A 13,539-nucleotide genomic window follows, 5' to 3' on the forward strand; every position below is an offset into this window, starting at 1 on the left:
TTATGTCATTGCAATCTCAGGACATCATTCGCCGCTCAGCCACCAACTCTCTGACTCCCGCGCCTCGTGTGCGGGGAAGTCAGCAAGAAGTGGCAAAGCTTATCGACGTCACTACCTGTATCGGTTGTAAAGCATGTCAAGTAGCCTGTTCAGAATGGAACGACATCCGGGATGAAATCGGGCACAACGTCGGTGTTTATGATAATCCGGCCGATTTAACGGCGAAATCATGGACAGTGATGCGGTTTTCCGAAGTTGAAGAACACGGCAAACTGGAATGGCTGATCCGCAAGGATGGCTGCATGCACTGCGCCGATCCGGGATGCCTGAAAGCCTGCCCTGCGGAAGGGGCGATTATTCAGTATGCCAATGGCATTGTCGATTTTCAGTCAGAGCACTGCATTGGTTGTGGTTACTGCATTGCAGGCTGTCCATTCGATGTGCCGCGCATTAACAAAGAAGATAACCGCGCTTATAAATGCACGCTGTGTGTTGATCGTGTTGGTGTGGGGCAAGAGCCAGCGTGCGTGAAAACCTGCCCGACAGGCGCCATTCATTTTGGCAGCAAGCAGGATATGAAAGCACTGGCAGCTGAACGGGTTGAGGAACTGAAAGGGCGCGGTTATGACAATGCCGGCCTGTATGATCCCGAAGGCGTAGGGGGTACACATGTTATGTATGTGCTGCATCATGCCAACAAACCGCAGCTCTATCACGGCCTGCCTGAAAATCCCACTATCAGCCCCACCGTGACATTCTGGAAAGGGATCTGGAAGCCATTGGCAGCGATTGGCTTTGCTGCAACCTTTGCCGCCTCCATTTTCCATTACGTGGGTATCGGCCCGAACCGGGTTTCTAAAGAAGAGGAAGAAAGTGCCCTTGCCTCCCTTGATTCGGACAAGGTAAAAAATGAGGAGGTGAAAAAATGAAACAGCGTCGCGATGTCATCATTCGCCATTCTCCGGTTGAACGCGTCAATCATTGGGCCGTTGTTATCTGCTTTCTGTTCACCGCCATCAGCGGATTGGGGTTTTTCTTTCCTTCCCTGAACTGGATGATGAATATCTTTGGTACGCCGCAACTATCGCGAATCTTGCATCCATTTTCCGGTTCAGTCATGTTTTTTCTGTTTATCTTTATGTTTTTCAGGTATTTCAAACATAACCTAATAGACAGGGATGACATTGTGTGGGCAAAGAATATTCACAAAGTGCTGCAAAATGAAGAAGCCGGAGATATCGGTCAATACAATCTCGGTCAGAAAGGCATTTACTGGTCAGTCAGTGTTTGCCTGCTGTTGTTATTGGTCAGCGGCATTATCATTTGGCGCCCTTATTTTGCGGAATACTTTCCTATCCCACTCATCCGGCTTGCTTTACTGGTTCATTCACTGGCCGCCATTGGCTTGATCCTGACCATTATCGTACATGCCTATGCGGCTATCTGGGTGAAAGGCTCGGTACGGGCCATGGTTGAAGGCTGGGTGACACGCGGCTGGGCAAAGAAACACCATCCTCGCTGGTATCGTGAAATCATGAAGCAAGAACAGCAGAAAGAGAAAAAGTAAATTTGGAGCAAGGTCTTGATATGCCCCAGAAACATAGCCAACGATGTTTCTGGGGTTTTCTTGTCCGGATAAAATAAGTTTGTTTATTTTCCAATGCAAAAACTTGAGAAAATCCGGCCAAGCAAATCATCTGATGTAAATTCACCCGTGATTTCACTCAGTGCCTGCTGCGCCAGACGCAATTCTTCTGCCAGCAATTCCCCTGAACGCGCAAATACGAGCTGTTGATGGCCTTCATGCAAATGCTCTGCCGCTGTATTCAATGCCTGTAAATGGCGGCGGCGCGCAAGAAACCCGCCTTCAGTATTGCTGTTGAAGCCCATTGTTTCTTTCAGGTGCTCTCGCAGTAAATCAATCCCTTTTCCTTCACGGGCAGAAAGACGGATTAATGTGTAATCACTGATTTCTGCAACGCCTGTTTCTTCTCCGGTCATATCTGTTTTATTGCGGATCACGGTAATGGGCAGGGAAGGCGGTAATTTCGCCATAAACTCCGGCCAGATTTGTGCAGGCTCAACCGCGTCTGTGGTTGTGCTGTCCACCATAAACAATACCCTGTCTGCCTGCTCAATTTCTTGCCATGCCCGCTCAATGCCGATACGTTCCACTTCATCACTGGCTTCACGTAATCCCGCTGTATCAATCACATGCAACGGCATTCCATCAATATGGATGTGTTCGCGCAAAACATCGCGTGTTGTTCCCGCAATATCCGTGACAATCGCGGCTTCACGCCCCGCCAGTGCATTGAGCAGGCTGGATTTACCCGCATTCGGACGCCCGGCAATCACCACTTTCATCCCTTCACGCAATAAACTGCCCTGACGAGCCTGTGAGCGAACCTCTGCCAATTCCGCAATGACCCCGTCCAACTGGGCTTCTATCTTGCCATCAGAAAGAAAATCGATTTCTTCATCGGGAAAATCAATGGCAGCTTCAACATAGATCCGCAAATGCGTCAGAGCTTCAACCAATTGATGGACTTGATTCGAAAATGCACCTTGCAGGGAATTCATCGCAGAGCGCGCCGCCTGCTCGGAACTGGCATCAATCAGATCGGCGATAGCCTCTGCTTGTGCCAAATCAAGTTTATCGTTCAGGAAGGCCCGTTCCGAGAATTCCCCCGGATTGGCAATGCGCACCCCTGAAATCGTCAGGATACGCTTTAACAGTAAATCGAGGATAACAGGCCCGCCATGCCCCTGAAGCTCCAGCACATCTTCTCCCGTAAAAGAGTTAGGGCCGGGGAAATAAAGCGCAATGCCTTGATCAAGTACCGTACCATCAACATCACGGAAGGGGAGGTAATCGGCATAACGGGGTTTCGGGAGTTTTCCCAATACCACCTCAGCGACTTCCGCCGCCTTGCGGCCAGAAATACGCAGAATGCCTACACCGCCTCGTCCCGGAGGGGTGGCCTGAGCGACTATCGTATCGGTGGTATTCATAAAACTCTCTCTTTTTCTTTTCACTGATGTCACGGAAATAATAAAGGCGGTCATTGACCGCCTTCTGCTTATTTTTTGAAAGACTTACTTTTTATTGAGGTCGACTTTCTTTTCGCGTTTTTCGCGGGTATGTAAACCACGTTTTTCCAGACTGCGGAAAATAACCTGCTGCTGGATGATGGTCACCAAGTTACTGACGATATAGTACAGTACCAGACCAGACGGGAACCACAGGAAGAAGACGGTGAACACGACTGGCATGTAAGTCATGATCTTCTGCTGCATTGGGTCTGCTACCGTCGTCGGTGACAGCTTCTGGATAACAAACATGGTCACGCCCATCAGCACTGGCAGGATGTAGTAAGGATCTTGTGCAGACAAGTCATTAATCCAACCAATGAACGGAGCATGGCGCAGTTCAACAGAACCCATCAACATGTAATAAAGCGCAAGGAAGATTGGCATCTGAATGACCAGAGGTAAACAACCGCCCAGCGGGTTTACTTTCTCTGTTTTGTACAGCGCCATCATTTCCTGGCTCATGCGTTGACGGTCATCACCAAAACGTTCACGCATTGCCGTGATTTTTGGCTGCAACAAACGCATTTTCGCCATCGAAGTATATTGCGCCTTGGTCAGCGGGTACATGATACCACGCACGATAAAGGTGATCGCAATGATGGAGAAGCCCCAGTTGCCGATGTATTCATGAAGGAATTTCAACAGCTTGAAGAGTGGCTGGGAAATAAACCACAACCAACCGTAATCCACGGTGAGATCCAGGTGTGGTGCTACCGCTGCCATTTGATCCTGAATTTCAGGGCCAACCCATAAGGTAGAAGAGATATTCTGTTGGCTTTTTGGTGCGATATTGATGTTTTCACCTTTGTACCCGATGATCGCCATTTTTTGGTTTTTCAGGTCAATGGTATAGAAATTGCTCGTTTTGTCTTTCTCCGGAACCCACGCTGTGGCGAAGTATTGCTGGAGCATTGCTACCCAGCCGCCTTGTGTGGTTACGGAAAGCGCCTTACTTTCAATATCATCAAATTTGTATTTTTCGTATTTTGCTTCATCAGAAGAATAAGCAGCACCACGATAAGTATGCAAGGCAAAATTACTGCTGCCGGTATCGCGATGTTTCGGCAGCTCAGCACTCTGTTTCAGCTGACCGAAGAACGCCATCTGCAAGGGTTTATCGGTGACGTTATCGATGCTGTAATCAACAGAGACTGCATAATTACCGCGTTTCAGAACGAAGGTTTTAACGTAAACAACGCCATCTGGCGCAGTGTAAGTCATCGGAATTCGCAATTCATCCTGACCATCAGCCAAGGTGAAGCTATTCTGGGTGGTATGATAAAGCGGACGTTCAGCCTGGTTATCCGGACCATTGATACCCGTTAATCCACTTTGAGCCTGATAAGTAAACTCAGGGGTCGTTTCCAGCAGTTTGAATGGTGTTTTAGAACCAAGGGTATCTGGATAGGCCAGCAGATCAGCCTCCTCGATATCACCGCCACGGGTATTGATATGCAATGAAAGCACATCGGTTTTCACGGTGATAAGTTTACCTTGCCCACTGCTTACTTCGCTATCCAGCGTAGTGTTTGTTTGTTGCGTGATCTGGGCCGCTGGTTGTGGGTTCTTATCATTCTCCCACGCTTGCCAGACCAAGAACGAAACAAACAGCAAAGCGATGAAAAGAAGATTGCGTTGCGAATCCATCGTTAATGTTCTCTGTTATCGTCGTTTTTAGGTGGGACGGGATCATCACCACCTTTGTGTAAAGGGTGGCATTTTAATACGCGTTTCACTGTTAACCAACTGCCTTTTATCATTCCAAACCTGCGCAATGCCTCAATGCCATACTGGGAACAGGTAGGGTTGAAACGACAGCGAGGCCCCAGCAGTGGACTAATCACCAACTGGTAGCCTCTAATTAAAGCAATCAGGATGCGCGAACCAAGCGACTGTGACGACGCCATAATTTGCCCAAAGCTTCCGTCAGCTCACGGTTATCGAGCTCAGAGACCCCTTTTCTCACCAAAATCACAAAATCCATTGACGGTAATTTATGTTGGTTTAAACGAAAACTTTCACGAGCCAGTCGTTTGATACGATTACGCTCATGGGCTCGTTTAACATTTTTTTTGGCGACAGTTAGACCGATGCGGGGATGCCCCAGCTCATTCAAGCGCCCGAGAATAGTGAGCTCTGCGGTGCTTGCCCGTTGTGGCTGCTGGAAAACATAAGTGAAATGCTCGGGAGTTAACAAACGTAACTCCCTCGGAAAAGCGAGCTTAACCACGTGGTATGGTTAGCTTTATTACTTAGAAACGGTCAGACGAGCACGGCCTTTCGCACGACGGCGAGCCAGAACCTGACGACCATTTTTAGTGGCCATACGAGCACGGAAGCCGTGAGAACGGTTACGCTTCAGTACGGATGGTTGAAAAGTGCGTTTCATAGCGATTTCTACCTAACTTAAAATTTGTTACTGATTCAGCAAATGCGTTGGCGACCAGTGAGAATAAGTAGACACCGATGCCTCAATCGCAACATCAATATATAGAAAGAGGCAGGATTGTAATAAAATGTACTACCCTTAGTCAATCCAAGATGACGCGAGCCTGATAACTTTCCTGACTGATTTTTTTAGCCAATCAGACATGATAGCCAGACTTTTTGCTACCCGAAGTGCTTACCCCAAATCCTCACCAGACATAACCGGAAAAAATCGTTGGCATCACACGCAGGGTGCAAGATTATACGGACTGTGCAATAAAGCGCAAGGATCATACATAGATCGTTATGTTTTGGATACGTGATCACTGTATTATTTTCGCGCTGAATTTTAAACTATACCTAAACAAAGTTTGATATATACCATGATTAAACTACAGTATTTTTTATGGGCCTTGATATTTGCAAGTCCTGAAGCGCCATAAGCTCCCTGTGGATAAAAAGCGTCAAAGCTGTGTAAAAGAATGAGGATTTATATCTTCTTTTGCGTTATGATCGTCGGCCGCGATCCCGATCTCTCTGTCAGTGAATCGTTGGGGGAGCGATGATTTAAAAGTCGCCACAAGGTACATGCCATCTTCCTCACCGCTGTGAAAGACGCCTTGTGCCCAAGTATAACGTATCTATGTATTATTCCGGTTTCTTTTATTGGTCTCGTTTTAAGGGGAGTTCGCCGTGTCACTTTCGCTTTGGCAGCAATGTCTTGCCCGTTTGCAGGATGAGTTACCTGCCACAGAATTCAGTATGTGGATACGACCCCTTCAGGCAGAACTGAGTGATAACACTTTGGCTCTCTATGCCCCCAACCGTTTTGTTCTGGATTGGGTAAGAGAGAAGTATATCAACAATATCAATTTGTTATTAAATGATTTCTGTGGTCCTGAAGTACCGTTGCTGCGTTTTGAAGTAGGAAATAAACCTATTTCAGCCAACCAGTCTACATCTCAGAAAATCATTGCCGATATGCCGGTTGCTGTTGTGCCGTCCAGTTCATCTGTACGCCCGAGCTGGGACACCGCAAAAGCCCAGCCAGAGTTATCCTATCGCTCTAATGTGAATCCCAAGCACACATTCGATAACTTTGTTGAAGGTAAATCCAACCAACTCGCCAGAGCTGCCGCGAGGCAAGTTGCCGACAATCCGGGGGGCGCATACAATCCCCTGTTCCTCTATGGCGGAACCGGACTGGGTAAAACCCACCTTTTGCATGCCGTTGGCAATAGCATCATGGCACGCAAAGCCAATGCAAAAGTGGTATACATGCATTCTGAACGTTTTGTTCAGGACATGGTCAAAGCATTGCAAAACAATGCGATAGAAGAATTTAAACGTTATTATCGCTCAGTGGATGCCCTGTTGATCGATGATATTCAGTTTTTTGCAAATAAAGAGCGATCCCAAGAAGAATTCTTCCATACGTTCAATGCCCTGTTGGAAGGTAATCAACAGATTATTCTGACATCAGACCGCTATCCGAAAGAGATCAATGGCGTCGAAGACCGGTTAAAATCCCGCTTTGGCTGGGGATTGACCGTTGCTATCGAACCACCGGAGCTGGAAACACGCGTCGCTATTCTGATGAAGAAAGCAGACGAAAACCAAATCCAGTTGCCGGGCGAAGTGGCTTTCTTTATTGCCAAACGCCTGCGATCCAACGTTCGTGAGCTAGAAGGCGCTTTGAATCGGGTCATCGCCAACGCCAACTTTACCGGTCGTGCAATTACCATTGATTTTGTACGTGAAGCATTACGTGATTTATTGGCTCTACAGGAAAAGCTGGTCACTATTGATAATATTCAGAAAACTGTCGCTGAATATTACAAAATCAAGGTTGCAGACCTGCTTTCCAAACGTCGTTCGCGCTCCGTTGCCCGCCCGAGACAAATGGCAATGGCGCTGGCAAAAGAGCTGACCAATCACAGCTTGCCTGAAATCGGGGATGCCTTTGGTGGACGTGACCATACAACGGTACTTCACGCGTGTCGTAAAATCGAACAGCTGCGTGAAGAGAGTCATGACATCAAAGAAGATTTTTCCAACTTAATCAGAACATTATCTTCCTAGCGCTATGAAATTCATCATTGAACGTGAGCAATTATTAAAACCTTTGCAGCAGGTGAGCAGCCCCTTGGGAGGCCGCCCTACCCTGCCTATTTTAGGCAACTTATTATTGCAGGTCACAGAAGGCTCTCTGCTGTTAACCGGCACCGATTTAGAAATGGAAATGAAAGCGCGGGTTGCACTGACTCAACCACATGAACAAGGTGCAACCACTATTCCTGCGCGTAAATTCTTTGACATCTGGCGCGGGTTGCCTGATGGTGCAGAAATCAGCGTGGAATTGGACGGCGATCGCATTCTCGTGCGATCCGGCCGCAGCCGCTTTTCACTCTCAACCCTGCCTGCTTCCGATTTCCCCAATCTCGACGACTGGCAGAGCGAAGTTGAATTTTCTCTGCCACAAGCCACACTGAAACGTCTGATTGAATCCACTCAATTTTCCATGGCGCATCAGGATGTCCGCTATTACTTGAACGGCATGTTATTCGAAACCGAAGGGGAAGAATTGCGTACCGTTGCAACAGATGGTCACCGTCTGGCCGTTTGTTCCATGGGGATCGGGCAAAACCTCCCCTCTCATTCAGTGATTGTTCCCCGCAAAGGGGTCATTGAATTAATGCGTCTGCTGGATGGCGGTGACAATCCGCTGCAACTTCAGATTGGCAGCAATAACATTCGCGCCCACGTTGGTGATTTCATCTTCACATCAAAATTGGTTGATGGCCGTTTTCCTGACTACCGCCGTGTACTGCCGAAAAATCCAGATAAAACACTGGTCGCCAATTGTGACACGCTTAAACAAGCATTTTCACGGGCAGCGATTTTATCCAACGAAAAATTCCGGGGTGTCCGCATCTACTTAAGCGAAAACCAACTCAGAATTACAGCCAATAACCCTGAGCAGGAAGAAGCTGAAGAAATCGTAGATGTCAGCTACCAAGGCACTGAAATGGAAATTGGTTTCAATGTCAGCTATGTATTGGATGTTTTAAACGCATTAAAATGCGAGCAGGTCAGCTTGTTGCTGACAGATGCCACATCCAGCGTGAAAATTGAGAATTCAGCCAGTCAGGCTGCCACTTATGTCGTGATGCCAATGCGTCTGTAAAAATGCGCCTGTAACAACATTAACTCATATATATGATTCTCTCACGTTTGCTAATCCGCGATTTTCGCAATATCGCGGATGCTGACTTACCACTGGCAACTGGTTTTAATTTTCTGGTTGGGCCAAATGGCAGCGGCAAAACAAGTATATTGGAAGCCATTTATACATTGGGCCACGGCCGGGCTTTCCGAAGCATTCAGGCAGGAAGGGTGATCCGCCACGATTGTGAAGAATTCATTCTTCATGGGCGGCTTGATCAACAATGCCATGAACGCTCCTTGTCGGTAGGACTGAGCAAAAACCGTCAGGGCGACAGCAAAGTCAGGATAGATGGCAGTGATGGGCATAAAATAGCTGAATTGGCAAAAATGCTGCCAATGCAGCTTATCACCCCTGAAGGGTTCACTTTGTTGAACGGCGGCCCAAAATATCGCCGGGCATTTATTGATTGGGGCTGCTTTCACAATGAACCCCGTTTTTTTATGGCCTGGAGCAACCTGAAAAGGCTGCTCAAACAACGCAATGCCGCATTGCGGCAAGTGACCCGCTACAGCCAGATCCTGCATTGGGATCGTGAGCTTGCTCCGCTGGCGACTGAAATAAGCCAATGGCGGGCTGAATACATTGCAGGTATTTCTGAAGATATCGAAAAAACCTGCCAACAATTTTTACCTGAATTCACCCTCAGTATCAGCTTCCAACAAGGCTGGGACAAAGAAAGTGAATACGCTGAATTGCTCGAACGGCAATTTGAGCGTGACAGGGCGCTAACCTACACCGCTTCCGGCCCCCATAAAGCGGATCTTCGGATCAGGGCGGACGGCACACCAGTAGAGGACATGCTTTCCCGTGGTCAGTTAAAATTACTGATGTGCGCGTTGCGGTTAGCACAGGGTGAATATTTCACCCGACAGAGCGGGCAACAATGCCTGTATCTGCTTGATGATTTTGCCTCAGAATTGGATGCCGGTCGTCGTCAGCTATTAGCCGAGCGTCTAAAATCTACGCAAGCCCAAGTGTTTGTCAGTGCAATCACTCCTGGGCAAGTTACAGACATGATTGATGTAAATAGCAGGATGTTTCGCGTAGAACATGGCAAAATAGGGATTCAACCACAGGATTAGAATGAGCGAGAAACGTTGATGTCGAATACATATGACTCCTCAAGTATCAAGGTATTAAAAGGGCTGGATGCCGTCCGTAAACGTCCAGGCATGTATATCGGTGATACCGATGATGGCACTGGTCTGCACCACATGGTCTTCGAGGTTGTTGACAACGCTATCGACGAAGCCCTCGCAGGTCATTGTGACAAAATAGTCGTCACAATCCATGCAGATAACTCAGTGTCTGTACAGGATGATGGCCGCGGTATTCCTACCGGCATACACGAGGAAGAGGGTGTTTCAGCGGCGGAAGTTATCATGACCGTGCTGCATGCGGGGGGTAAATTCGATGACAACTCCTATAAAGTTTCCGGCGGTCTGCATGGCGTAGGGGTTTCTGTTGTTAACGCCTTATCGGAAAAACTGGAACTGACTATCCGTCGTGACGGTAAAGTCCATGAACAAACTTACCATCATGGTGTTCCACAGTCTCCGCTGAACATCGTCGGTGATACCGAGCAGACAGGCACCACTGTCCGTTTCTGGCCAAGCATGGATACGTTCAAGATTAATACGGAATTCGAATACGATATTCTGGCTAAACGCCTGCGTGAATTATCATTCCTGAATTCCGGTGTTTCCATTCAATTAATGGATAAACGCACCAATGCCGAAGATGTCTTCCATTATGAAGGCGGGATCAAAGCATTTGTTGAATTCCTGAGCCGCAATAAAAACCCGATTCACCCGAATATCTTCTATTTCTCCACAGAAAAAGACGGTATCGGCGTTGAAATCTCCATGCAATGGAATGACGGTTTTCAGGAAAACATTTACTGCTTCACCAACAACATTCCTCAGCGCGATGGCGGAACTCACTTGGTGGGTTTCCGTACCGCGATGACCCGTACCCTCAATAGTTATATGGATAAAGAGGGCTATAACAAAAAATCCAAAGTCAGCGCCACGGGTGATGATGCCCGCGAAGGCTTGATTGCGGTGATTTCCGTTAAAGTTCCGGACCCAAAATTCTCTTCCCAGACTAAAGACAAGCTGGTTTCTTCCGAAGTAAAAACCGCCGTCGAAACGCTGATGAATGAGAAACTGGTAGAATACCTGCTGGAAAATCCGAACGACGCCAAAACCGTTGTCGGCAAAATTATTGATGCGGCCCGTGCCCGTGAAGCGGCGCGTAAAGCCCGTGAAATGACCCGTCGCAAGGGTGCACTGGATCTGGCAGGTTTGCCGGGTAAACTGGCTGACTGTCAGGAGCGTGATCCAGCGCTATCTGAACTCTATCTGGTGGAGGGTGATTCTGCGGGTGGGTCAGCAAAACAGGGACGTAACCGTAAAAATCAGGCAATCCTGCCATTGAAAGGTAAAATCCTGAACGTTGAGAAGGCGCGTTTTGACAAAATGCTCTCTTCACAAGAAGTCGCAACCCTGATCACAGCACTGGGCTGCGGTATTGGTCGTGATGAATACAATCCGGATAAACTGCGTTATCACAGCATCATCATCATGACGGATGCTGACGTCGATGGTTCTCACATCCGTACTCTTCTGCTGACTTTCTTCTACCGCCAAATGCCGGAGATTATCGAGCGTGGCTATGTTTATATCGCCCAGCCGCCTCTGTATAAAGTGAAAAAAGGCAAGCAAGAGCAGTACATCAAAGATGACGATGCAATGGAAGCGTACCAAATGTCCATCGCGTTGGATGGCGCGTCTTTGTACACCAACCCACATGCTCCGGCACTAAAAGGCGAAGCGCTGGAAAATCTGGTAACAGAATTCAACTCGACCCAGAAAATCATCCGTCGCATGGAGCGCCTGTATCCGCTGGCGCTGCTCAACAACCTGATTTACCATCCAAAACTGACCGAAGCTGAATTGAACGATCAGGCAAAAGTGGAAGAATGGGTAAGCGCGCTGACTATTCGTCTGAATGACAAAGAACAGCATGGCAGCACCTACAGTTATCACATCCATGAAAATCGTGAACGTCAGGTTTTCGAACCTGTTCTGTGCATTCGTACACATGGTGTCGATACCAACTACAATCTGGATTTCGATTTCATTCACGGTGGCGAATACCGCCGCATCGCCAAATTGGGTGAATCCGTTGGCAATCTGATTGAAGAAGGCGCATATATCGAACGTGGTGAACGCCACCAAGCAATAAGCAGTTTTGAACAGGCCCTGGAATGGCTGGCTAAAGAATCACGCCGTGGTCTTTCCGTACAGCGCTATAAAGGTCTGGGAGAAATGAACCCGGATCAGCTGTGGGAAACCACCATGAATCCAGAGACTCGTCGGATGATGCGCGTAACGGTGAAAGATGCAATTGCAACTGACCAACTGTTCACAACCCTAATGGGTGATGCCGTTGAACCTCGCCGTGCATTTATTGAAGAGAATGCCCTGAAAGCAGCGAATATAGATATTTAATCGCACCATTATCCACATCCCAGGCTATCTGGGATGTGGTCATTCCCCAACAATCCATATCCCAAATAAAACCCTTACCGTTCTATACCCTTCATCTTTCAAGTGACAATCTGGCTGGATTTCCTCATTCACCTTGGTCATCGTTTTATAAACATACAGTTATCTATAATTTCCGAAAAGTCATAAAACCTTTGGCTGAATAAATCCGTTCCTGTGGAATTTATTATTACCTTACGGCCTCGCAACCTCTTAAAATCCAACAGAAATAGGAAAAAAGACATGGCATTAATTCTAAAGAAAATGATATTAATGAAAGGGTGTTACAAAAAAAATTCCATATATAAAAATTAACTCACAATAATAAAGATTAGGATAATGATACTAAAATCCAATAATAGACAAAGCACAAACAAAAAAATTAAATGTTATTCTGGAATTTTTCTCTTTATTTTAATTATTGGGATATAGATATTGTTTCCGAGAAATCTTTGAAAAAAACATATTGTTTTCACAATAATAATAGTTTAGTTTTTATTATGTCTTTACATATAAATAACAGGAGGGATTATGACAAATTTAATTTACCAAGGTGATTATGAATGTATAAACAATACATATACAATAACACAATTTAAAAAATCTATCCTCAACATCATAAATAAATATAACTATCAATATTACTCACTATACCAAGAAAACCCTTATCCATTAACAAAACGAAAGTCTTATTACATTAACAGTTTTGATGAATATTTCAATATTAGTGAGGATTCACATAGAACTGTACTTCACTCATTTGATATTATTTCATCCACCACAGTTTCACATCTTATTTCATGGAATGAAAGTCTTAATAGTCACCACCCCGAAACTTGGTCTAACTTTAATCTTAATGATGATATATTAATTCATTCAACAGTCCATAACACGAAAAAAAGTGAAAAAACATTGTGTTCCTTTTTTAAAAAAAATAGCCATCAAGATATAAAAGAAAAACCTGAAGATACAAGACAATTAATTTTCTTATCAGAATTGATAGCAAATAAATTTTCTAGATTAGTCACTGATGATATGTGCATACCTCCTCTCACCGTTCGTGAAATAGAAATAATGCGTTGGGCTTCAGAAGGGAAAACATCCGCAGATATTGGCAAGATATTAGAACTTTCAACCAGAACAGTCAATTTCCATATTGCCAATATTCTCGAAAAACTGGCGGTACCCAATAAGGTTGCCGCCATAGCTAAAGCTATATGTTATAATTTAATATAA

12 protein-coding genes are annotated in these 13,539 nt (G+C 46.1%); 7 read left to right on the top strand and 5 right to left on the bottom strand.

The window, feature by feature from the left end:
- The first annotated feature begins 2 nt into the window (after positions 1-2).
- Complete coding sequence (gene fdxH / locus Xsze_RS04180; RefSeq protein ID WP_038239805.1) at positions 3-929, top strand: formate dehydrogenase subunit beta; 927 nt, start codon at positions 3-5, stop codon at positions 927-929.
- The gene (fdoI, locus tag Xsze_RS04185; RefSeq protein WP_038239803.1) at positions 926-1,567 is read left to right on the top strand and encodes a formate dehydrogenase cytochrome b556 subunit; all 642 of its coding nucleotides are present in this window, start codon (positions 926-928) and stop codon (positions 1,565-1,567) included. The genes fdxH and fdoI overlap by 4 nt, the downstream gene beginning before the upstream one ends.
- 83 nt (positions 1,568-1,650) lie before the next feature.
- Here fdoI and mnmE read toward each other — a convergent pair whose 3' ends face one another.
- From mnmE to rpmH, 5 genes are all read right to left on the bottom strand, one after another.
- Entirely contained in the window at positions 1,651-3,015 is a 1,365-nt protein-coding gene (mnmE, locus tag Xsze_RS04190) for a tRNA uridine-5-carboxymethylaminomethyl(34) synthesis GTPase MnmE (protein WP_038239801.1), read from the bottom strand.
- Positions 3,016-3,099: 84 nt separating this feature from the next.
- Positions 3,100-4,743 (bottom strand): membrane protein insertase YidC, encoded by a 1,644-nt coding sequence (gene yidC / locus Xsze_RS04195; protein WP_038239799.1) that lies wholly within the window; start codon positions 4,741-4,743, stop codon positions 3,100-3,102.
- A 2-nt stretch (positions 4,744-4,745) separates the two neighbouring features.
- Positions 4,746-5,003, bottom strand: a complete 258-nt coding sequence (gene yidD, locus Xsze_RS04200; RefSeq protein WP_038239797.1) for a membrane protein insertion efficiency factor YidD — start codon at positions 5,001-5,003, stop codon at positions 4,746-4,748.
- The gene (gene rnpA, locus Xsze_RS04205) at positions 4,967-5,326 is read right to left on the bottom strand and encodes a ribonuclease P protein component (RefSeq protein ID WP_071991809.1); all 360 of its coding nucleotides are present in this window, start codon (positions 5,324-5,326) and stop codon (positions 4,967-4,969) included. The genes yidD and rnpA overlap by 37 nt, the downstream gene beginning before the upstream one ends.
- Positions 5,327-5,344: 18 nt before the next feature.
- A complete protein-coding gene (gene rpmH / locus Xsze_RS04210; protein ID WP_000831330.1) occupies positions 5,345-5,485 on the bottom strand; it encodes a 50S ribosomal protein L34 in 141 nt (46 codons plus the stop codon).
- Positions 5,486-6,216: 731 nt separating this feature from the next.
- Between rpmH and dnaA the strand changes: the two genes are divergently transcribed.
- The 5 genes from dnaA (at position 6,217) to Xsze_RS04235 (ending at position 13,539) form a co-directional block, all read left to right on the top strand.
- Positions 6,217-7,605 carry a chromosomal replication initiator protein DnaA gene (dnaA, locus tag Xsze_RS04215; RefSeq protein WP_038239789.1) on the top strand — a complete coding sequence of 463 codons (1,389 nt, stop codon included), beginning with the start codon at positions 6,217-6,219 and terminating at the stop codon, positions 7,603-7,605.
- A gap of 4 nt (positions 7,606-7,609) precedes the next feature.
- Positions 7,610-8,710, top strand: coding sequence for a DNA polymerase III subunit beta (gene dnaN / locus Xsze_RS04220; protein ID WP_038239787.1), 1,101 nt, complete (start codon positions 7,610-7,612; stop codon positions 8,708-8,710).
- A gap of 32 nt (positions 8,711-8,742) precedes the next feature.
- Entirely contained in the window at positions 8,743-9,834 is a 1,092-nt protein-coding gene (gene recF / locus Xsze_RS04225; RefSeq protein WP_038239785.1) for a DNA replication/repair protein RecF, read from the top strand.
- Positions 9,835-9,852: 18 nt separating this feature from the next.
- Entirely contained in the window at positions 9,853-12,267 is a 2,415-nt protein-coding gene (gene gyrB, locus Xsze_RS04230; RefSeq protein WP_038239783.1) for a DNA topoisomerase (ATP-hydrolyzing) subunit B, read from the top strand.
- Between the two features lie 567 nt (positions 12,268-12,834).
- A complete protein-coding gene (locus Xsze_RS04235; RefSeq protein ID WP_051462459.1) occupies positions 12,835-13,539 on the top strand; it encodes a helix-turn-helix transcriptional regulator in 705 nt (234 codons plus the stop codon).

The sequence above is a fragment of the Xenorhabdus szentirmaii DSM 16338 genome, assembly GCF_002632585.1.
GTDB lineage: Bacteria > Pseudomonadota > Gammaproteobacteria > Enterobacterales > Enterobacteriaceae > Xenorhabdus > Xenorhabdus szentirmaii.

Coding starts and splice junctions, on each gene's coding strand:
- fdxH (WP_038239805.1), top strand. CDS start 3: ATGTCATTGCAATCTCAGGACATCATTCGCCGCTCAGCCACCAACTCT.
- fdoI (WP_038239803.1), top strand. CDS start 926: ATGAAACAGCGTCGCGATGTCATCATTCGCCATTCTCCGGTTGAACGC.
- mnmE (WP_038239801.1), bottom strand. CDS start 3,015: ATGAATACCACCGATACGATAGTCGCTCAGGCCACCCCTCCGGGACGA.
- yidC (WP_038239799.1), bottom strand. CDS start 4,743: ATGGATTCGCAACGCAATCTTCTTTTCATCGCTTTGCTGTTTGTTTCG.
- yidD (WP_038239797.1), bottom strand. CDS start 5,003: ATGGCGTCGTCACAGTCGCTTGGTTCGCGCATCCTGATTGCTTTAATT.
- rpmH (WP_000831330.1), bottom strand. CDS start 5,485: ATGAAACGCACTTTTCAACCATCCGTACTGAAGCGTAACCGTTCTCAC.
- dnaN (WP_038239787.1), top strand. CDS start 7,610: ATGAAATTCATCATTGAACGTGAGCAATTATTAAAACCTTTGCAGCAG.
- recF (WP_038239785.1), top strand. CDS start 8,743: ATGATTCTCTCACGTTTGCTAATCCGCGATTTTCGCAATATCGCGGAT.
- gyrB (WP_038239783.1), top strand. CDS start 9,853: ATGTCGAATACATATGACTCCTCAAGTATCAAGGTATTAAAAGGGCTG.
- Xsze_RS04235 (WP_051462459.1), top strand. CDS start 12,835: ATGACAAATTTAATTTACCAAGGTGATTATGAATGTATAAACAATACA.